19 protein-coding genes are annotated in these 18,854 nt (G+C 72.0%); 12 read left to right on the top strand and 7 right to left on the bottom strand.

The window, feature by feature from the left end:
• Window positions 1-64: 64 nt before the first annotated feature.
• Window positions 65-955, bottom strand: coding sequence for a glycoside hydrolase family 16 protein (locus AB0F70_RS05890; RefSeq protein WP_357444580.1), 891 nt, complete (start codon window positions 953-955; stop codon window positions 65-67).
• Window positions 956-1,181: 226 nt separating this feature from the next.
• On the opposite strand from AB0F70_RS05890, the gene AB0F70_RS05885 reads away from it, so the two are divergent.
• Together AB0F70_RS05885 and AB0F70_RS05880 are read left to right on the top strand one after the other, a co-directional pair.
• A complete protein-coding gene (locus tag AB0F70_RS05885; RefSeq protein WP_357444577.1) occupies window positions 1,182-1,313 on the top strand; it encodes a hypothetical protein in 132 nt (43 codons plus the stop codon).
• The gene (locus AB0F70_RS05880) at window positions 1,277-2,101 is read left to right on the top strand and encodes an EamA family transporter (protein WP_357444574.1); all 825 of its coding nucleotides are present in this window, start codon (window positions 1,277-1,279) and stop codon (window positions 2,099-2,101) included. Before AB0F70_RS05885 ends, AB0F70_RS05880 begins: the two co-directional genes overlap by 37 nt.
• On the opposite strand, the gene AB0F70_RS05875 is transcribed toward AB0F70_RS05880, so the two are convergent.
• Window positions 2,102-3,214: a GNAT family N-acetyltransferase gene (locus tag AB0F70_RS05875; RefSeq protein ID WP_357444571.1), complete on the bottom strand. Its 1,113-nt coding sequence runs from the start codon at window positions 3,212-3,214 to the stop codon at window positions 2,102-2,104.
• The gene (locus AB0F70_RS05870; RefSeq protein ID WP_357444568.1) at window positions 3,211-3,585 is read right to left on the bottom strand and encodes a hypothetical protein; all 375 of its coding nucleotides are present in this window, start codon (window positions 3,583-3,585) and stop codon (window positions 3,211-3,213) included. Before AB0F70_RS05870 ends, AB0F70_RS05875 begins: the two co-directional genes overlap by 4 nt.
• Here AB0F70_RS05870 and AB0F70_RS05865 point away from each other — a divergent pair.
• The 3 genes from AB0F70_RS05865 to AB0F70_RS05855 all read left to right on the top strand — a co-directional run bounded on the left by AB0F70_RS05865 (window position 3,584) and on the right by AB0F70_RS05855 (window position 6,799).
• Window positions 3,584-4,921, top strand: a complete 1,338-nt coding sequence (locus tag AB0F70_RS05865) for a histidine kinase (protein WP_357444565.1) — start codon at window positions 3,584-3,586, stop codon at window positions 4,919-4,921. The two genes, AB0F70_RS05870 and AB0F70_RS05865, sit on opposite strands and share 2 nt — an antisense overlap.
• Complete coding sequence (locus AB0F70_RS05860; protein ID WP_357444562.1) at window positions 4,918-5,568, top strand: response regulator transcription factor; 651 nt, start codon at window positions 4,918-4,920, stop codon at window positions 5,566-5,568. Before AB0F70_RS05865 ends, AB0F70_RS05860 begins: the two co-directional genes overlap by 4 nt.
• Window positions 5,569-5,674: 106 nt before the next feature.
• The gene (locus tag AB0F70_RS05855) at window positions 5,675-6,799 is read left to right on the top strand and encodes a hypothetical protein (protein WP_357444559.1); all 1,125 of its coding nucleotides are present in this window, start codon (window positions 5,675-5,677) and stop codon (window positions 6,797-6,799) included.
• Here AB0F70_RS05855 and AB0F70_RS05850 read toward each other — a convergent pair.
• Complete coding sequence (locus AB0F70_RS05850; RefSeq protein WP_357444556.1) at window positions 6,765-7,421, bottom strand: hypothetical protein; 657 nt, start codon at window positions 7,419-7,421, stop codon at window positions 6,765-6,767. The genes AB0F70_RS05855 and AB0F70_RS05850 overlap by 35 nt on opposite strands.
• A 95-nt stretch (window positions 7,422-7,516) precedes the next feature.
• On the opposite strand from AB0F70_RS05850, the gene AB0F70_RS05845 reads away from it, so the two are divergent.
• Both AB0F70_RS05845 and AB0F70_RS05840 read left to right on the top strand, forming a co-directional pair.
• Entirely contained in the window at window positions 7,517-8,392 is an 876-nt protein-coding gene (locus tag AB0F70_RS05845; protein WP_357444553.1) for a DUF2599 domain-containing protein, read from the top strand.
• A gap of 276 nt (window positions 8,393-8,668) precedes the next feature.
• Window positions 8,669-8,971, top strand: a complete 303-nt coding sequence (locus AB0F70_RS05840) for a hypothetical protein (RefSeq protein WP_357444550.1) — start codon at window positions 8,669-8,671, stop codon at window positions 8,969-8,971.
• A gap of 92 nt (window positions 8,972-9,063) precedes the next feature.
• Here AB0F70_RS05840 and AB0F70_RS05835 read toward each other — a convergent pair whose 3' ends face one another.
• Window positions 9,064-11,178: an acyl-CoA dehydrogenase gene (locus AB0F70_RS05835; RefSeq protein ID WP_357444547.1), complete on the bottom strand. Its 2,115-nt coding sequence runs from the start codon at window positions 11,176-11,178 to the stop codon at window positions 9,064-9,066.
• 83 nt (window positions 11,179-11,261) lie between these two features.
• Window positions 11,262-12,002 carry a TetR/AcrR family transcriptional regulator gene (locus tag AB0F70_RS05830; protein ID WP_357444544.1) on the bottom strand — a complete coding sequence of 247 codons (741 nt, stop codon included), beginning with the start codon at window positions 12,000-12,002 and terminating at the stop codon, window positions 11,262-11,264.
• A 185-nt stretch (window positions 12,003-12,187) separates the two neighbouring features.
• Here AB0F70_RS05830 and AB0F70_RS05825 point away from each other — a divergent pair, with 185 nt between their 5' ends.
• The 3 genes from AB0F70_RS05825 to AB0F70_RS05815 are packed head-to-tail and all read left to right on the top strand — an operon-like array spanning window position 12,188 to window position 15,844.
• Window positions 12,188-13,510: an acetyl-CoA C-acetyltransferase gene (locus AB0F70_RS05825; RefSeq protein ID WP_357444541.1), complete on the top strand. Its 1,323-nt coding sequence runs from the start codon at window positions 12,188-12,190 to the stop codon at window positions 13,508-13,510.
• A 28-nt stretch (window positions 13,511-13,538) separates the two neighbouring features.
• Window positions 13,539-14,906, top strand: coding sequence for a 3-oxoacyl-ACP reductase (locus AB0F70_RS05820; RefSeq protein ID WP_357444538.1), 1,368 nt, complete (start codon window positions 13,539-13,541; stop codon window positions 14,904-14,906).
• On the top strand, window positions 14,903-15,844 hold the full coding sequence (locus AB0F70_RS05815; protein WP_357444535.1) for a MaoC/PaaZ C-terminal domain-containing protein: 942 nt from the start codon (window positions 14,903-14,905) through the stop codon (window positions 15,842-15,844). The genes AB0F70_RS05820 and AB0F70_RS05815 overlap by 4 nt, the downstream gene beginning before the upstream one ends.
• A 36-nt stretch (window positions 15,845-15,880) precedes the next feature.
• Here AB0F70_RS05815 and AB0F70_RS05810 read toward each other — a convergent pair whose 3' ends face one another.
• Entirely contained in the window at window positions 15,881-16,744 is an 864-nt protein-coding gene (locus AB0F70_RS05810) for an alpha/beta hydrolase (RefSeq protein WP_357444532.1), read from the bottom strand.
• A gap of 62 nt (window positions 16,745-16,806) precedes the next feature.
• Here AB0F70_RS05810 and AB0F70_RS05805 point away from each other — a divergent pair, with 62 nt between their 5' ends.
• Complete coding sequence (locus tag AB0F70_RS05805) at window positions 16,807-17,808, top strand: helix-turn-helix domain-containing protein (protein ID WP_357444529.1); 1,002 nt, start codon at window positions 16,807-16,809, stop codon at window positions 17,806-17,808.
• A 27-nt stretch (window positions 17,809-17,835) separates the two neighbouring features.
• Complete coding sequence (locus AB0F70_RS05800; protein ID WP_357444526.1) at window positions 17,836-18,732, top strand: LLM class flavin-dependent oxidoreductase; 897 nt, start codon at window positions 17,836-17,838, stop codon at window positions 18,730-18,732.
• Window positions 18,733-18,854 lie beyond the last annotated feature (122 nt).

Genomic DNA, 18,854 nt, shown 5'->3' with positions numbered 1-18,854 from the left:
GGGCGCCGGAGCGCCCCGCCAGTCTACGACGGGTCGCGCACCGAGGCGGTCGCGGCCGGTGCGGTCAGAGCTGGGAGTCGTGGACGCGGACGTAGTCGACCACCATCTGCTGCGGGAACTGCGTGGTCCCGTCGGGGTAGCCGGGCCAGTTGCCGCCCACCGCGACGTTCAGCAGGAAGAAGAACGGCTGGTCGAAGACCCACTGGTTGCCGCCCGTGTCGGCGGTGGTGCGGGTCTGGTACACGGTGCTGTCCACCGACCAGGTGATCCGGCCGGGCGCCCAGTCGATCGCGAAGGTGTGGAAGTCGTCGGCGAAGGACCAGCCCTGCGGGTGCGTGTACGCCGCGCCGATGCCCGCGCCGCCGGAGTAGCCGGGCCCGTGCAGGGTGCCGTGCACCATGTGGGGCTCGTAGCCGACGTTCTCCATGATGTCGATCTCGCCCGAGTTGGGCCACGGGACGCCGTTGCCGATCTGGCCACCGAGCATCCAGAACGCCGGCCAGATGCCCTGGCCGCGCGGGATCTTGATCCGGGCCTCGAGGTGTCCGAACTTCGGCTGCACCTTGCCCTGTGTGGTCAGCCGGGCCGAGGTGTAACCGCCGTTACCGTCCCGGCGTGCGGTGATGACGAGGTTCCCGTTGCCGTCCAGCGCGGAGTTCTCACGAGAGCTGGTGTAGTTCTGCAGCTCGTTGTTGCCCCAGCCACCCGCGCCCGTCTCCAGGTTCCAGTTCGCGGCGTTCGGGGCGCTGCCCGCGGCGCCGTCGAACTCGTCGGACCAGCTCAGCGCGCCGACGGCGGCGGGAGCGGCGGGAGCGGCGGCGGACGCCGGCGCCGAACCGGCGTCGGGCGCCTTGGGCGCAGCCGCGGAGGCCACCAGCGACGCCGACAGGACGAGCGTCAGGACAGCGGCGGCCGTGGCCGTGGTGCGGATGGTGCGGTGTCTCGTGCTACGCATCGGACGCTCCTTCGCGAAGATGTGTTTCCGTCCGCCGCACACGGGCGGGACGGGCATGCGGCCGATCGCACCGGCATGGTGGGGCGACGTTACTTTTCACCCGGTGGATGGGACAAGATGGTGAAACTACGTAGCCGGGGCCGCTCACCGACCCTTCAGTCCTGCTGAACAGTCAGCCAGTGATATGCGATGGACGTGCAGGGTTGCTCCGATCGACGATGGCCGTATGCCCCTGCGCCACTCGCTCCTCGCCGTGCTCGTCATGATCATCTGGGGCGTCAACTTCCTCGCCATCGACTTCGGCTCGACGACGTACCGCCCGTGCTGTTCGTCGCGATCCGCTTCGTCGTGGTGCTGATCCCGGCGATCTTTCTGGTGCCCCGCCCTGCGGCCTCGTGGAAGGACGTGCTGGTGGTCGGGCTGTTCCTCAGCCTCGGCCAGTTCGCTCTCCTGTACACCGCGATGTCGCTCGACCTGCCGCCCGGCCTGGCCTCGCTCGTGCTCCAGGCACAGGTGGTTCTCACCGTCCTGTTCGCGAGCGTCGCGCTCCGCGAACGCCCCACGACACCGCAGCTCGTCGGCGTCCTGCTCGGCGCGGTGGGCCTGGTGATCGTCGGTGTCGGCCGGTCGGCGGCGACGCCTGCGCTCGCGTTCCTGCTCGCCATCGCGGCCGCGGCGTCGTGGGCGACCGGCAACGTGATCGTGCGGCGGCTGGGCACGGCGACGCAGGCGGCGGGCGGCAGGCAGAGCCCGCTGGCCGGCCTGTCGATGACGGTGTGGTCGGCGCTCGTGGTGCCGGTGCCGATGTTCGCCCTCGCCCTGGTGCTGGACGGGCCGGCCGCCGTCGGCCACTCCCTCACGCACCCCACGTGGCCCGCCGTGCTGTCCACGCTCTACACCGCGTGGCTCGCGAGCCTGGTCGGCTACGGCATCTGGAACACGCTGCTGGACCGCCACCGGGCGAGCGCGGTGGTGCCCTTCACCATGCTGGTACCGGTCGTCGGGATGACGGCCGCCTGGTTCGTGCAGGGCGAGGTGCCGAACCTCGCCGAGGCGGGGGGCGGCCTGCTCCTCCTGCTGGGCGTGGCGATCACGTCGGGGCTGCTGCGGTGGCCTAGCCGACGGCGCTACAGCCCCGGCACGTAGCTACAGCTCCAGCACGTAGACGAGCAGGTCCACGCCCGGCACGGGCGCCCAGTCCCGGCTGGGCTCGCGCACGAACCCGAGCCGCTCGTAGAGCCGGTGCGAGCCGCGCGCGACGGGCTGGGTGGACAGGACGATCCGGCGCGTCCCCGCGGACCGCGCCATGCACTCGCGCATCAGCGCGGTTCCGGCTCCCCTGCCCTGGGCGTCCGGCGCGACACCCAGCATGCGGACCTCTGCCTCGCCGTCCCGGGCGATGTCGGCCATGGGACCGCCGTGCGGCACGAACGTCACGCCGCCGACCACCACGCCGTCGTCCAGCGCCACGATGATCTCTGCGGCGTCCGCCCGGCTCGCGACGTCGCGCAGGACGTCGGCGTAGAACTCGGAGCCGGGGGCGTCGAGCTGTCCGTCCGCGAAGAACGCCTCCGCGACGATCTTGCCGACCGCCTCGTACTCCGCCGGCACGGCGTTTCGCACCTCGATGGGCCGCCGCTCGCCGGCCCGCACCTCGCCGGTCCGCGCCTCGATCGCCTGTCCCTCGTCGCTCATGCGACAAAGGTAGGCCGCGCCTCTGACAGTGTCCGCCGCATACCCGGTGCGGCGTCCCTGGAGGCGTTGCGGGGCGGGTCCTGCGAGCGCCGCCGCACCCGGCTTGTACACGGAGAGCAGGGTCGCGACCGCGAGCATGGTGAGCGACACCGCGGGCGGGTATACGAGGAACGAGATGTCGGACGCCGGGAGCCGGCCGGCCTCCAGCGCGACGCCGGCGGCACCGACATCCGCCATGCCCGGCTGCAGCGCCACGACGATCAGGACGCACAGCAGCACGTTCAGGACCAGCTTGACCGCGACCCACCAGTAGCGCACCAGACCCCACTTGGTCGCGAGACCGAGCAGCACGCCCGAGCCGAGGCAGACCAGTGCCGAGACCAGCATCGGGGTCACCACGAACTCGGCGAGGGCCCGCAGGGCGAGCCCTCGGACGGCGTCCGAGCCGCCGCCCAGCCCTACTCCGACGAGCACGGCCACCAGCACGTCGATGCCGATCCACGCCCCGGCGGCCACGAGGTGCACGGTGAGCACGGCCTTGCGTGCGCGCGGCGCCAGCCTCATGACGCCACCTTCCCCGTGCGGGGCGCGGGATCCGGCCGAACCGGCCGTACCACCAGCAGCGTCCCCGTCAGGAGCACGACCAGGACGCCGATGACCCGAAGCGCGGTACCCGCACCGAGCAGCGGCTCGGCGAAGCCGAGGTTGCCGAGACTCCCGGTCAGGAGCACGCCTGCGGCCTCGGCGACCGCCACGACCACTGCGACGACCGCCGGCCAGGTCCGGGTGCGGAACGCGGCGAGCAGTACTGCTGCGACGACCATCAGCACGACGGCCGGCGGCACGATCGGCACCGGCGCCCCGCCGGCCCGCACGACGTAGATGCCGATCGTCGCGACGACGAGGCCGGCGATGGCGGCTCCCCTGAGACTCATGATCCTGTCCCTCCTCTGGCGCCGGGCGGCGCCCCTGCGTCTCAGCCTCCCGGCCAGGGCACCGCACGGGATCGGCCGTGGGGCGGCACTCGCGCTGCGCCGTCCGACGTGGGAGCGGCGGCCCGTCTACGCTCCCGGACGTACAGCGGTGTACGGCGCGCAGGGGGTGACGTCCGGTCCGCCGTCGGACACAGTGGGGCGGGAGGTGAGGAACATGGGGAAGCCGCGTCTCGTGGACGGAGGAGTGACTGCCGCGCTGACGGCGCTCACGCTGGTGTCGTTGCCGTTCCTGGAGGCGCCGGCCGGGGTGCCCCCGGTCGATGCGCTCGCGTACACGCTGGCGGTCACCGCGGCGGTGGGGACGCTGTTCCGCACCCGCTGGCCGGTGGTGACGCTCGGCGTGGTCACCCTCGCGACGGTCACCTACCTGCTCCTCGACTACCCGTACGGCCCGGTGATGGTGTGCGTGGTGGTCGCGGTCTACTCCGTGGCCCGACGGCGTCCGCTCCGCGCCGCTCTCCTGTGGGGCACTGCGACGCTGGCCCTCCTCCTGCTGCATGTCTTCACGCATCCGGGCGCGCTCCCCCTGCCGACCGGGCTGATACCGGCGAGCGCCATCGTGGCGGTTCCGTTCAGCATCGGCGTGGCCCGGCGGATGTGGCACGAGGCCCGGTCCGCCGAACGGGACGCGGCGGAGCAGCAGGCGCGCGACGACGAACGGCTGCAGCTCGCGCACGAGGTGCACGACGTCGTCGGGCACGGGCTGGCCGCCATCCAGATGCAGGCGGACATCGCGCTCCATCTGGGCCGGCCGGAGGACGCAACGACCGCGCTGGAGGCCATCTCGAAGGCGGCGAACGAGGCGCTGACCGAGCTGCGCACCACGCTTGCGGAGATCCGCCCCGGTACCGCGCCCGGCGCGGGCCCCGAGCGTGCTCCGACGGCCGGGCTCGCCAACCTGGCGGTGCTGGCGCAGCGGGTGCGTTCGGCGGGCGTCGCTGTCGACCTCACGGTCGGCGGCACGTCCCGGCCGCTGCCCGACGCCGTGGACCTCGCCGCCTACCGCGTGCTCCAGGAGTCGCTGACCAACGTGGTCAAGCACGGCGCCGGGGCGGCGGCGCGCGTCGAGGTGGGTTACGAGCCGGACCTGGTCCGGCTGCGCGTCCGCAACGTGCGCGTCCGTGACCCGCGCGGCGCCGACGGCGGCTTCGTCGCCGGTTTCGGCATCACCGGGATGCGGCATCGGGTCGAGTCCCTGGGCGGACGGCTCGACGCCGGCCCCGCCGACGAGTACTTCGAGGTGCGGGCGGTACTGCCCGCCGGAGGTGTCGCATGATCTCCGTGCTGCTCGTGGACGACCAGGACCTGGTGCGGATGGGCCTGCGCGCCCTGATCTCCGGGGAGGCGGACGTCACGGTCGCCGGTGAGGCCGCCGACGGCATAGCCGCCGTCGCGGAGGCCCGTCGCCTGCGGCCCGACGTCGTGCTCATGGACATCCGGATGCCCGGCATCGACGGCATCGAGGCGACCCGGCGGATCGCCGAGGATCCCGCCCTGACCGCGACGCGCGTAGTGGTGCTCACGACGTTCGAGCACGACCAGTACGTGGTCGACGGCCTGCGGGCGGGGGCCAGCGGCTTCCTCCTGAAGAACACCCCGCCGGCGGACCTCGTCACCGCGATCCGCACGGTGCACGACGGCGGCGCGCTGCTGGCGCCGTCGGCCACACGCACGCTGATCAGGGAGTTCACCGCCGCATCGCCGCGCGCGCTCGTGCCGCACCCCCGGATCGGGGACCTGACCGATCGCGAGCACGAGGTGGTCTGCCTCGTGGCCCAGGGGATGAACAACCACGAGATCGCCGAGCACCTCGTCCTGAGCCCGGCGACCGCGCGGACGCACGTGTCGCGCGCGATGATCAAGCTCTCCGCGCGCGACCGCGCCCAGCTCGTCGTGTTCGCCTATCAGTCGGGACTCGCGTGAGCCCGCACCGCTGCCACGGCGCCGCCGCACCGCTATTGAGTAATCGCGTAACAAAGATGTCATCGGGGGGTTCCCGGCGTTTACCCGACAGTGGTTTCATTCGGACATGAAGCTGCTTCGAACTTTTCCGAAGGTTTCCTTCGAGTTCGGGCTTTCCTCATGGCAGTGGTTGGGGCTTCGCGAGCAGACCCCGCGCTTCGCGACCTGTTTCGGCGACATCTTCCTCGAGTCGCTGGACGGATGGTGGTTCCTGGACACGGTCGAGGGCACGCTCGAGCTCCGCTGGGCCTCGGCCGTCACCATGTATGCCGAGCTCGAGTCGGCAGAGGGCCGCGCCACCTATCTCATGGACGACCTGGTCCGCGACGCCCGGAGCCGCGGCATCCACCTCGGCGAGGAGGACGTCTACGCCTTCAACCCGCACCCGGCCGTCGGCGGTGAGCTCGGCGTGAACGGGCTCAGTGCCATGCGTTTCGAGCTGGCGGTCAACTGGGTCGGGCAGATGCACGACCAGCTGCTGCACAGCTCGGGCGAGATCCGCCTCCCCCCGATGCCCGATGACGGCCGCCGCGCCGGCGCGTCCCGGGCCACCGCGGCCTGGGACGGCGCGTGGTCCGAGGACGAGACCTTCGCCGTCCCGTTCGAGCAGTACCTCGCCACCACCACCTTCGCCGCGGTCGCCGCGCCCGGACAGAGCGCCGACACCCGGACCGACGGCACCCGGCCGTACAAGGCCAAGAGATATGCGGCACCTGCCGAGCCGGAACAGCCGGCACCGGTCCTTTCCCCGCCCACGCCGTCCTGGTCGGGACAGAGCGGGTCCGCCGCCTGGTCGGGGCAGACCGAGACGGCGCAGCAGTGGCCGGAGCCGAGCCAGGCTCCCGAGCCCGCGACGCCGCTCGACGGGTACGCGGCGGAGTACGACCCCTCGTACCCCACCGCATACCCCGCTGCCGAGCAGTACGGAACGGGACCGGGCGATCAGTGGGCCGGCGGCTCCGACGCACCTCAGGACTGGCTCCCGTACAGCGACGACCAGGGCGGCGGTAGCCAGGATCACCGCGGCCAGGCCGCCCCGACCTGGAACAGCCCCGGCTGGGGCAGCCCCACGCGGGCCGGCCCCACGTGGGACAGCCAATCACCGGCCGTGGCGGCCGGTGGCAGCCCGCAGCAGGCGCCACGGACCGACGACGCGTTCACCGCGTGGGACGACCTGTGGGGGAAGCGCTGAGCCGCTGCCGCCGGACGGCCGCCGCCTGACGTACCACCGGTGCCGCCGTCGGCCGTTCCGGACGTAGCCGACGCTCGCGCTCGACCCGTGCGACAAGGCTCAGCTCGCCCGGGGTGGTGCTGCGCGCGTGCTTCAGCAGGCGGGTCTCCAGCGCCACCCGGTTGGTCCGCCCCAGCCCGTCCGTGTAGCCGAGGATGGTCTGCGCATGGGCGTGGGTGATATGCCCGCCGCGCAGTGCGGCGAGCGTGCGGGGATGCTCGTGCACCAGCGCACGGGACTCCTCGATGAGCGCGACCGCCGAGCTCTCCGGCATCCGCAGGACCCTGGCCAGCCGCTCGACGAGCTCGGGTGCCAGCCCGTCCGGCTCCTCCGCTTCGGCCTCGGGAGCGTCGAACAGCTCGGGCTGGTCGGCCACCCACTCCCGGACCGATTCCATGAGCACTGCCCGTGAGGCCGCGAGCGACGCAAGGAGCGCGTCGACCGCGGCCACGGCGTCGACCGCCTCCGTAAGATCCGCGAAACCGCTCGCGAACCCTGACTCGCGCGGTGCGGCAGCACCACGCGGAGACTGGCCCGGCACATCGGCGGGACCACGAGTCACCAGCACCTTGTTCGAACGCATGTTCTAAAGATAGGGGCTGACGGCGACGCGCGCCACCCAGCGCGCCGACCCGTGTCGATCACCCGCACACTGTCGATTGCCCACACAATGGGGTGGTGCCGATCCGACGAGCCGCCCAGTCGCCCCTCGCGGCGTGCGCCGCACTGGCCGCGCTCCTCGCCCTGAGCGGGTGCGGCCTGGCCGAACGGACCGAGGGCGCGCGGGCAGCGGACGCAGAGCCGACACCCACCGCGGCACGTTCGGCGCAGCCACCCGGAAAATCGCAGACTCCCACCAGCAGTCGGCCCAAGCAGCGCACCAGCACGGTCACCCTGGACGACGTGGTCCTCCAGATCGTCACCCGGAAAGCCGCCGACGTACGGACGGACGAGGACGGACCCGGCACCCGGACGGTCACGCTCACGCTCGCCCCGGGGGGCTCCGCACGCCTCGCGCTCGCCTCCCCCGGCTCGTTCGACGTCGACACGGACGGCAGCATCACCGTGCTGGACGACGGAGGTGACCCCGTCGCGGCGATCGGCCCGCCCGCACCGCCGTCGGGCACCGAGGACGACGCGCCGCGCATCGAGGTCACCGAGGTCGACGCCACCCACGCAGTCGTGGAGGTCGAGCAGCCCCAGCCGCTCCAGGGGTCGGCGCCCCCGGTACCCACGGACCGGGCCGAGCCGCTGCCCGTCACGTTCATCGTCGGCGCACAGGCGATCGAGAGCGCGACCTGGGGTGAGAGCGAGGGCGGACGCTCGCTCGCCGTCGACCCGACGGACTGGGCGCGGTACGCCGGCCAGGCCGGACTGGACCTGATCCGCACCCAGCTGGTGGCCGCCGAGCCGGAAGCGGACACCTCGACGATGGGCGACCAGCTCGTGTGCCACGCGGTGGGCGCGCCCGACAAGTCCACGTGGAACCTCGAGCCATGGCGGCCCGACGTCGGACTGATCCTCACCGCCACCGCCCAGTGCAACCCCGTGTGAGCTAGACGGGCCACCAGCCCGGGCACTCCACGCCGTGACCTGTTCGTGACCTTCGGGGCCGCGGTTCGACGTGCGAAGGCGCTCACCTTGAGGTTTCCTGGAAACGAAGGCGAGGCAGGCTCGCCATATCTGATGAGCCCCAGCTCAGCCGGACCCCAGCTCATGTGGTCGTGCGCACCAGGCGTCGACCGCCGTCCGCAGGCGCCCAGCGAACCACGAGATTCCCCTGGGGTCAGGCATTTGCTCCTCGGAGATACCTTGGCAGGGAGGCTCCTGATGACCCGTGTACTAGTCCGTGGATCAGCCGTCGCGGTAGGTTGCGGCGCACTGCTCGGATTCACCGTCGCGTACCAGCTCGTACCGCTCGCCGTGCTCGCCGCCCTCCTCGGGCTGGCGGGCACCTTTTTCGCCGTGCGGGCGACACCCGAGCCGGCGACGGACCCGGGCGCCCCGGTGACGCTCGGCGGGCCGCTGGCGCGCGCGGCCGACGACGACGAGGAGTCCACGAGCGAGCCCGTCCAGGTTCCCGTGCAGCAGCTCCCGGTGCCCGTCGTGGCCGCGGTCCCCGACGCCGCATAACCCTGCCCGGAACATGACGAGGGGTCTCGACGGGCCCGACCACCGGTGGTCGAGCCCGTCGGGACCCCTCGCCTGCTGCGGCCGTACCGCCGTCAGGCGCTCTTCGCCTCGCGCTTGCGCAGCTCCTTCTCGCTGACCGGTGCCGTGCCGCTCGCGCGCAGCGTGCGGTAGTAGGCGGCCGCCTCGTCCTGGCGGACCTTCTCGGAGCCGTCGGCGATCGGGGCGCGGAGGTGCTCCTGCGTGAAGCCCCAGGCGTCGATGACGTCGAGCACGTGCGGACGGAGCTCCTTGAGCATCCGGTCGATCGTCGACGTCACTGCCTTCGCGCGGCCCGTCGAGAGGCGGCCGTTGGTCAGGTGCCAGTCGAGGTGACGCTCGATGGTCGTGAGCCCGTAGATGTCGCGGAGCAGGGTGAGGACCTTGCGGGTGCCGGCGTCGGACACCTTGCCGATCGCCTTCGTGAACGCGTCCCAGCGCACCAGCTCTGCCCACGCGGCGGCGGACCCGATGAGGCTCACCTGGTTGTCGTCGAAGATCTCCTGCGCGCGGATCGAGTCGGCCTTGAGCGCGGGGCGCATGCCCATCGCGGTCGAGGCGACCATGCCCTCGAAGCGTCCGGCGATCAGCTCGCGCTGCACCTCCGCGTCCAGCAGGCGGCCCGCGGAGCGTGCACGGCCGCCGTCGGCAACGGTCTGGCCGAGCCGCTTCAGCGGGAGCTTGTGCAGCACCGCGTCCTTGGCCTGCCCGGCGACGATGCTCGCCATGCCGCCCGGCGACTTCGCCGCCTCGGCCATCCGCTTGCCGTGGTCGCCCACGAGGCGCTTGGCCGCGAGCTGCAGCAGCACGTGGTTGTCGCCCTCGAAGGTGGTGTAGATGTCGAGGTCGGCACGCAGGCTGGTGAAGCGGTTCTCCGAGAGGAAGCCGGCGCCGCCGCAGGCCTCGCGGCACTCCTGCAGCGTGTCCAGCGAGTACCAGGTGGAGGTCGCCTTGAGCGCGGCGGCCGTTGTCTCGAGGTCCTCGCGCATGGCGGGGGTGTCCTCGCGGCCGGAGAACACGGCGTCGAACATGTCGAGCAGCTCGTCGTGCGCGAAGTGCATGGCGTACGCCTCGGCGATACGCGGGAAGAGACGGCGACGGTGCGTGGCGTAGTCGAGCAGCGTCAGCTCGTCGGCGCCCGCGGACGGCGAGAACTGGCGCCGCTGGTCGGCGTACTTCGTGGCGATCGCCAGACCGATCTTCGCCGCGGAGATCGCCGCGCCGTCGAGCGAGACACGGCCCTGCACCAGGGCGCCCAGCATGGTGAAGAACCGGCGGCCGGGGCTGTCGATGGTGGACGTGTAGGTGCCGTCAGGGGCCACCTGGCCGTAGCGGGCGAGCAGGTCCAGCCGCGGCACGCGCACGTTCGTGAAGTGCAGCTTGCCGTTGTCGATGCCGTTGAGGCCACCCTTCTGACCGTCGTCCTCGCCACCGACGCCCGGCAGGAACTCCATGGTCCGCGGGTCGCGGATCGGTACGTAGAAGCAGTGCACACCGTGGTCGACGCCGTTGGTGATCAGCTGGGCGAACACCGTCGCAGCGACGCCGTGCTTCGCCGCGTTGCCGAGGTACTGCTTCCACGCCCCGCGGAACGGGGTGTTGAGCACGAACTCCTCGGTCTCGGGGTCGTACGTGGCGGTCGTGCCGATCGAGGCGACGTCGGAGCCGTGACCGGTCTCCGTCATCGCGAACGCGCCGGGCACGCTCAGGTCCATCGCTCCGGGAAGCAGCCGGTCCTGCTGCTCCTCGGTACCGAGGTGCAGGATGGCGGAGCCGAACAGACCCCACTGCACGCCCGCCTTGATCTGCAGCGACGGGTCGGCGGCGACCAGCTCCTCGAACCCCACGAGGTTGGCACCCGCCTGCGCGCGGCCACCGAGGCGCTCCGGGAAAGCCCGCAGGACGTGGCCGTAGGGCACCATCTGCTTCATCTGCGCGAGGGCGATCTCCCGGTGCTCCTCCTTGGTGATCCCCTCCCGCTTCCAGAGCTCTGGGTGCGTGGCAACCATGTGACGAGCCTCGGCACGCTCCTCGGCCCAGCGGCCGAGCAGCATCTGCTCCAGGGCGGGCACGTCCACGCGGGCGCCCGACGCCGGCCGGGGCGCCGCGGGTGCGGGCGCTGCGGCCTCGCTGGCCGTGGGGGTCGTCACGGACTCGGAGGTGGTCGTCATCGGGTTCTCCTCGGTATTTCGGCCGGCAGGCCAGGTACTGGGTCTCGGGAGGGTGGGTCGAAGAGTGTTCGGGGTCGGGCGGGTCAGGCAGTGGCGGGTGCGGAACCGGGGCGGTTCTGGTGCAGCACGCCTACTGGGCCGGTCCAGAGCCAGAGCGTCACGCGCTCGGTGAGCTCTTCCCGGGTCAGCGGGCTCGACTCGACGTTGCGGTGGCCGAGCCACCACTCGCCGGAGCCCCGCACGAAGCCCACGGCGCCGGCCGCCCAGGCGGCCGCATCGGCCTGGGGGACGTCGGTGGCCCGCGCGAACGGCTCGGCGACGAGCTCGATCACGGAGTCGAGGTAGGCGCCCAGCGGGTGCAGGTCGACCGGCGTGCTCGGGACGGCGGCGTCCGCCGCCTCCTCGGCTGCCGTGGCGCGGCGGCCACGACGTCCGCTCTCGACCGGTGCCGGCTCGTTGCCGCCGATCGCGGTGCGGGTGACGAACCAGTAGACGTTGGGCGAGCTCTCGATCATCTCGAGGTAGACCCGTACCATCTCGCGCAGCGCCATCTCGGGGTTGTCCGCGCGCTGCGCCGCGGCGCGCAGCGCGTCGTGCATCTGCATCACCACGGTCTCGGCGACGGCGAGCCGCAGGCCCGCCTTGTCGTCGAAGTACCGGTAGACGATTGACTTCGACGTACCCGCCGCGGCGGCGATCTCGTCCATCGAGACCGCGGGCCCGAGGCGGTGCACAGCCTTGCGCGCGGCCCGGACGAGCTCTGCCCGGCGTGCCGTGCGGTGGTCGTCCCAGCGGGTCGAACGACCGTCGACTCCGATGCTCATCGGTCCGCCTCCCCACCGTGACTCGCTAGAGGTCTTGTGATTCGTCTCACGAGACTGAGAGTATCAGGTACTGTGAGTCCTGGGCACCACCCCGGGTGCGAACCGGGTAGCGGCCTGTCCCGGCCTCGACGAGGCTCGATCTACGAAGCCACTTGCCCGACGACGAAGTGAGAAGGAACAGCGACGTGTCCACTACCCCCTCCCCCGTCCCGTCCACGCGTGAAGCCGTGATCATCGGCGGCAACCGCATCCCGTTCTCCCGCGCCGGCAAGAAGTACGTCCGGACCAGCAACCAGGACATGTTCACCGCAGCGCTCGAGGGCCTCGTCGCCCGGTTCGGCCTGCAGGGCGAGCGCCTGGGCGAGGTCGCCGGTGGCGCCGTCCTCAAGCACAGCAAGAACTTCAACCTGATCCGCGAGTCGGTGCTGGGCTCCTCGCTGTCGCCCACGACGCCCGCCTACGACGTACAGCAGGCGTGCGCCACCGGTCTCGAGGCCGCCATCGCGGTGACCAACAAGATCAAGCTGGGCCAGATCGAGTCCGCGATCGCCGGCGGCACGGACACCGTGTCGGACGCGCCGATCGTCGTCAGCGACCGCCTGCGGGCCGCGCTCCTCGACGCGAACCACGCCAAGACGACCAGCGCGAAGATCAAGGCGCTGCTCAAGGTCCGCCCCAAGGACCTGGCCCCGGCCACCCCCGGTACCGGCGAGCCGCGTACGCACCTCTCCATGGGCGAGCACCAGGCGATCACCACCGCCAAGTGGGGCGTCTCGCGCGAGGCGCAGGACGAGATCGCGTTCAACTCGCACCAGAACCTCGCCCGCGCCTGGGAGTCCGGCTTCTTCGACGACCTGGTCACCCCGTACAAGGGCCTGACCCGCGACGACAACCTGCGTCCCGACACGTCCCTCGAGAAGCTCGCGAAGCTCAAGCCGGTCTTCGGCACCAAGCTCGGCGAGCCGGCGAGCATGACGGCCGGCAACTCCACGCCGCTGACCGACGGCGCCTCCGCCGTCCTGTTCTCCTCGCGCGAGTGGGCGGAGGAGCGCGACCTCCCGATCCTCGCGAAGTTCGTGGACGCCGAGACGGCCGCCGTCGACTTCGTGCACGGCCACGAGGGGCTCCTCATGGCGCCGGCCGCCGCCGTGCCGCGCCTGCTGGCCCGCAACGGCCTGACCCTCGAGGACATCGACTTCTTCGAGATCCACGAGGCGTTCGCCTCTACGGTGCTGACCACGCTCGCCGCGTGGGAGGACGAGGAGTACTGCCGCACCGAGCTCGGTCTCGACGGCGCGCTCGGCAAGATCGACCGCAGCAAGCTCAACGTGAACGGCTCCTCGCTCGCGGCGGGCCACCCGTTCGCCGCGACCGGCGGACGCATCATCGCCACCGCCGCGAAGCTGGTGGCCGCCAAGGCTGCCGAGACCGGCCGTCCGGCACGCGCGCTCATCTCGGTCTGCGCGGCGGGTGGCCTCGGCGCCGTCGCCGTCGTCGAGTCCGTCTGAGCCTCTCCCCAGAACCGGAAGGAATTTCGTGGCTGTCCAGTCCGCCCCGTCAGACAAGTACACAGTGGCCGTGAACCGCGGCTTCACCAAGACCGTCGCCAAGAAGCTGGGCCTCCCCCGCCCGGCGATCCTGCGCCGCTACGCCGCCGACGCCCCCCTCACCGTGGGTCCGGTGCTCGTCGTGTCGGACGGCGCCTCGGCCGGCGACGCCGACGCGATCGCCAAGGCCCTCGGGTCGTGGGAGGTCGACGTGCGTCGCTCCACCGAGGGCGCCGACGACGTCCGCTGGGGTGGCGTCGTGCTGGTCGGCACGGCCGCCGAGTCCCCTGAGTCCGTCTCGGAGGCGGTGCTCACCCTCGGCGGCACGCTTCGCAGGCTCGCCGGCAACGGCCGGGTAGTAGTCGTCTCCCGCGCGCCGACGGCCGGCGACTCGCCGGCCGTCGCCGCGACCAGGGCCGGCTTCGAGGGCTTCACGCGTTCGGTGGGCAAGGAGCTGCGCGCCGGCGCCACCGCGAACGGTGTGCAGCTCACCGGTGGCGCCGCCGCCGACTCGACCTCCGCGCTCGGCACGCTCCGCTTCTTCCTGTCCGCCAAGTCGGCGTACGTCGACGGTCAGGTACTGCCCGTCGGTCCGGCGGACGCGCTCGACGACGTCGACTGGCAGCAGCCGCTGGCCGGCAAGGTTGCCGTCGTCACGGGTGCCGCACGCGGGATCGGGGCGGCTATCGCGCGCACCCTGGCCCGGGACGGCGCCAAGGTAGTGGTCGTGGACGTGCCGGCCGCCGGTGAGTCGCTGGCCGCCGTCGCGAACGAGATCAAGGGCACCGCCGTGCAGCTCGACGTGACCGCCGCCGATGCGGGCACGAAGATCCTGGAGGCGACCCGGCACCTCGGCGGCCTCGACATCCTGGTGCACAACGCGGGCATCCTGCGCGACAAGCTGCTCGCGAACATGAAGCCCGCCCAGTGGGACGCCGTCATCGCGGTGAACCTCGCCTCGCAGCTGCGGATCAACGAGCAGCTGCTGGCCGCAGGGGTCGAGGGGCTGCGCATCGTGTCGCTCGCCTCGACGTCGGGCATCGCGGGCAACAAGGGCCAGACCAACTACGCGTACTCGAAGTCCGGCGTGATCGGCCACACGGCCGCCACCGCGCCGCTCGTGGCGGAGCTGGGCGGCACGGCCAACGCCGTGGCGCCGGGCTTCATCGAGACGGAGATGACCCGGTCGATCCCGTTCGCGACGCGCGAGGTGGGCCGGCGCATCATCCCGTCGCTCCAGCAGGGCGGCCTGCCGATCGACGTCGCCGAGGCCATCGCCTTCCTGTCGTCGCCGGTTGCCCGCGGTGTGAACGGACAGGTGCTGCGCGTCTGCGGCCAGTCCATGCTGGGCAAATGACAGAGCTGACAGTGCCGGGAGCACCGGCGTCGTACGACGTGACAGAGCTGGCCCAGCTGCCGAGGCTGGGCGGCCTGTTCGCCAAGGGCCTCGCCGGCTCCGCGAGCAAACGCCCGAAGGGCGCTGTCGAGCTGCCCAGGCTGGCCTATCAGGTGGCAGACGTCGACACCGCGGGCGAGGCGGCGCACCTCGCGGCGTACCAGCGGCTGCTCGGTGAGCCGTCGTCCGAGGTGCTGCCTGCCGGGTTCCTGCACGTGCTCGCGTTCCCGCTGGCGACCGCCGTCATGGTGCGTGGGGACTTCCCGCTGCCGCTGCTCGGCATGGTGCACCTGCGCAACACCGCGCGGGTGCTCCGGCCGGTGCGGCTCGGCGACGCGCTGACGGTGCGGGCCTGGGCGCAGGACGCCCGGGCGCACCGCCGCGGCGTCCAGGTGGACCTGGTCGCCGAGGTGCTGGTCGGCGGCGAGCTCGCCTACCAGAGCGTGTCGACGTACCTCGCCAAGGGCTTCACGGCCTCTGACGGCGACGCACCCGAGGCCGATGCGCCGCGCGAGGAGTGGCCGGCGCCCCTGCCGACCGCACGCTGGAAGCTCGGCGCCGGCACGGGCCGGGCGTACGGCGCGGTGTCGGGCGACCAGAACCCGATCCACACCTCCGGCCTGGGCGCCAAGGCGTTCGGGTTCCCCCGGGCGATCGCGCACGGGATGTACACCGCCGCACGGGCGCTGGCCGAGGTGGGGCCGGCGCGCCGGGGCGAGACGTACGAGTGGACCGTCGAGTTCTTCAAGCCGGTCCTGCTCCCGAGCACGGTGGACGTGTCGATCCGATACACGGCCGAGGCCTCGACGGGCTCGACCAACGGACAGGGCTTCGTCTACGAAGGCTGGCGTTCGGGCAAGAACACCCGCCACTTCCGAGGCACCGTCACCCCCCTCTGACCTCGTCCGTCTACCCAGCGATCTGGCCCGAACCACTTACTGTTCTCGGGCCGAATCGCTGGGTAGACGCGGCAGCAGCACCTCTTCCCAGAGGATCGCGCGCTTCGGACGGAAGAAGCCCGAGTGCCCGATCCGGCTCAGGCCGTGGTCGGCGGCGCGCAGCTCGACGAACTCGATCGGCGCGTTCGGGAACTCCTTGCTCCAGTACCGGATCGACTCCGGGGAGATGAGCTCGTCGTCGGCGGTCCAGAGGGCGGTGACCGGCGTCTGCACCTTCGCGAAACGGTCCCGCAGCTCGGGGTGCTCGCTGAACAGGTAGTCCCGGTGCAGGCACCAGCGACCCCACTGGCGCATGACGCCGGCCGGCAGGTCGTCGAGGATCCGGAGTCGGCGGCCGGGGTAGTAGCCGACCGCGGCGATCGCGACGGGCGCTATGGCGCGCCACAGGAGCGGCGACCAGCGCTTGATCATCGGCACCGCCTTGCCCCGCCAGCCAGTCCCCGAGGCGACCATGACGCAGCTGTCCACGCCGACGTCGGACAGGAAGCCCAGGCTCTGGCCGCCGAACGAGTGGCCCACCCAGGTGAACGGGACGCCGGCGGCGTCCGCCCGGGCGCGGGCGTGCCCGGCCGCCAGCTCCGCGTCGTGGTACCAGTCCAGGGCGGTCGCCGACGAGTCCCGCATCGGGCCGTAGAGTTCGGGCTCCGAACCGCGGTACGAGAAGGTCAGCACCGCGAAGCCGCGTTCCGCGAGCCAGGCCGCGAGATGCCGGTAGAACCGCATGGGCATGGCCATCGCCGGCGCGATCGCCACGACGCCGACCGGGTCGCCGTCCGGCAGGAACCAGCGGCCGGCGACCGACTCGCCGTCGGCGGGAAAGCTCACGTCCTCGGTGCTCACGTGCCGGAGGGTATCCCGTATCCTCGCCAGGGCCCTGCGAACTTCATCCGGCGGAGGATCCCATGCTCGGCGACGTGCTCGGCCTGACGAAGTCGCAGTCCCTCGCGTACCGCGACCTCGTGGCTTCTCCGTCCCTCGACGCGGCGGAGCTGGGGCGCAGGCTCGACTGCGACCCCGGCGACGCGCTGGACGTGCTCCGCGCGCTGGAGAGCCACGGCCTGGCGACCCGGCAGAGCGCCGACGACTCCCGCTTCCAGGCCGCGCCGCCCGAGATCGCGCTGGGCGCGCTGCTCGCCCGGCGCAAGGACGAGATCCGCGCCGCGCAGGTAGAGCTGATCGAGCTCGAGGAAGAGTTCCGGCGCTCGTCCGCGCTGCGGCCGGCCACCGACGTCGTCGACGTCGTGCGCGGGGCCGACGCCGTGAAGCACCGCATCATCCAGCTCCAGCTCGGCGCACGCGAGACCGTCGAATCGTTCACCAAGCCACCGGTGTTCGTGATGCCCGCCGACGAGAACACCGCCGAGGACCAGGCGGTCGCCCGCGGCGTGCGGTACCGGGTGGTGATCGACCGCGTCTTCCTCGACACCGGGGCGCTGCGGGTGGACGACGTCGCCGAGGCCATCGAGAACGGCGAGGACGTCCGCTTCTCGGAGCGGGTGCCGATCAAGCTGTTCATCATCGACCGCCGGCTCGCGTTCGTACCGATCCAGACCGTCGTCGAGGCGGGCACCGAAGGTTCCGACCTCGCCCCCGACCTGGTGGGCGCACTGATCATCCATCCGTCCGGGCTGCTGGACGCCCTGATCGCCCTGTTCGAGAGCGTGTGGCGGGACGCTACGCCCTTCGCTCCGCCGGGCGAACGCGCCGAGACCTCGGAGCTCGACGAGGAGGACAGCCGGATCCTCGCCCTGATGCTTGCCGGTCTCACCGACCAGTCGGTGGCCAACCAGCTCGGTCTCTCCCTTCGCACCGTGCAGCGGCGCGTCAAGGTGCTGATGGGCGTCGCCGGCGTCTCGACCCGCATCCAGCTCGGCTGGCACGCCGCACGTAAGGGCTGGATCTGACGGCCCGCTCCATGACAGCGTGAGTCCATGACCACACTGGCGTGCATCATCCGCCCCTCGACCCTGCCGTCTCGCATCATCCCGCTCGCGCGCGCTGTCGAGTCGGCGGGCATCAAGGAGATCTGGCTGTGGGAGGACTGCTTCCAGACCGGTGGCATCTCCGCTGCCAGCGCGATCCTGTCCGCCACCGACCACGTCCGCGTCGGAATCGGCGTCATGCCGACGCCCCTGCGGAACGTGGCGCTCACCGCGATGGAGGTGGCGACGGTCGAGGGGATGTTCCCGGGCCGGCTCATCCCCGGCATCGGGCACGGCGTGCAGTCGTGGATGGCGCAGGTCGGCGCCAAGGCCGCATCGCCCCTGACCCTCATGCGGGAGTACTCGACGGCGCTGCGTGCGCTGCTCGCCGGTGAGCGGGTCACGACGTCTGGCCGGTACGTGTCCCTCGACGACGTCGCGCTCGACTGGCCGCCCACCCGGCCCGTCCCGGTTCCGGTGGCGGCCACCGGACCGAAGTCGCTGCGCCTCGCCGGCGAGATCGGCGACGGCGTGGTCCTCGAGGGGTCCGTCGGTCTGGCCGGGCTGCCGGGCGTGCTCGAGCGGATCGCCGAGGGCCGGGCCGCCGCCGGCCACGACGCCGCCGCACCGTTCCCGGTCATCCAGAACGTGTCCGCCGCGACCGGCCCCGACGCGACCACGCGCCTGCGCGCCGAGCTCACCGCCTGGGGCATGGACGTGGCCGACGACGACGGCCTCGGCTCCTACGCCCTGTGGGGCGACGCGGAGGCGCTCGCCGACGGCGTGCAGCGGTACGGCAAGGCGGGCGCGAGCACCGTTGCCCTCCAGCCGACGGAGGACGAGCCGGACCTGGAGCGGTTCATCGAGGTGGTGGGCGCGGCCCAGGAGCTGCTGAGCAACGCCTAGCACACCGGCGCCGGCGAGGCCCGCACATTCGGCGTCAACCAAAAGTCGTTGAGTCGCGGGGCGCCTTGCCTCAACGTGGTCGCGCCGGGGGACCGCCCTTCCGGCAACGAAGGAGGCGCACC

Origin of the sequence: Promicromonospora sp. NPDC023805, assembly GCF_040639635.1 — a bacterium.
Lineage (GTDB): Bacteria > Actinomycetota > Actinomycetes > Actinomycetales > Cellulomonadaceae > Promicromonospora.
Note: the sequence above shows the minus strand (reverse complement) of the source record. Positions and strands in the feature narration are given on the sequence as shown.

Excerpts from the sequence above, each read along its gene's own strand:
- AB0F70_RS05860 (WP_357444562.1), top strand. The coding sequence starts at position 4,918 with ATGATCTCCGTGCTGCTCGTGGACGACCAGGACCTGGTGCGGATGGGC.
- AB0F70_RS05835 (WP_357444547.1), bottom strand. The coding sequence starts at position 11,178 with ATGACGACCACCTCCGAGTCCGTGACGACCCCCACGGCCAGCGAGGCC.
- AB0F70_RS05870 (WP_357444568.1), bottom strand. The coding sequence starts at position 3,585 with ATGAGTCTCAGGGGAGCCGCCATCGCCGGCCTCGTCGTCGCGACGATC.
- AB0F70_RS05840 (WP_357444550.1), top strand. The coding sequence starts at position 8,669 with ATGACCCGTGTACTAGTCCGTGGATCAGCCGTCGCGGTAGGTTGCGGC.
- AB0F70_RS05800 (WP_357444526.1), top strand. The coding sequence starts at position 17,836 with ATGACCACACTGGCGTGCATCATCCGCCCCTCGACCCTGCCGTCTCGC.
- AB0F70_RS05850 (WP_357444556.1), bottom strand. The coding sequence starts at position 7,421 with ATGCGTTCGAACAAGGTGCTGGTGACTCGTGGTCCCGCCGATGTGCCG.
- AB0F70_RS05830 (WP_357444544.1), bottom strand. The coding sequence starts at position 12,002 with ATGAGCATCGGAGTCGACGGTCGTTCGACCCGCTGGGACGACCACCGC.
- AB0F70_RS05890 (WP_357444580.1), bottom strand. The coding sequence starts at position 955 with ATGCGTAGCACGAGACACCGCACCATCCGCACCACGGCCACGGCCGCC.
- AB0F70_RS05855 (WP_357444559.1), top strand. The coding sequence starts at position 5,675 with ATGAAGCTGCTTCGAACTTTTCCGAAGGTTTCCTTCGAGTTCGGGCTT.
- AB0F70_RS05805 (WP_357444529.1), top strand. The coding sequence starts at position 16,807 with ATGCTCGGCGACGTGCTCGGCCTGACGAAGTCGCAGTCCCTCGCGTAC.
- AB0F70_RS05885 (WP_357444577.1), top strand. The coding sequence starts at position 1,182 with ATGCCCCTGCGCCACTCGCTCCTCGCCGTGCTCGTCATGATCATCTGG.
- AB0F70_RS05815 (WP_357444535.1), top strand. The coding sequence starts at position 14,903 with ATGACAGAGCTGACAGTGCCGGGAGCACCGGCGTCGTACGACGTGACA.
- AB0F70_RS05875 (WP_357444571.1), bottom strand. The coding sequence starts at position 3,214 with ATGAGGCTGGCGCCGCGCGCACGCAAGGCCGTGCTCACCGTGCACCTC.
- AB0F70_RS05865 (WP_357444565.1), top strand. The coding sequence starts at position 3,584 with ATGATCCTGTCCCTCCTCTGGCGCCGGGCGGCGCCCCTGCGTCTCAGC.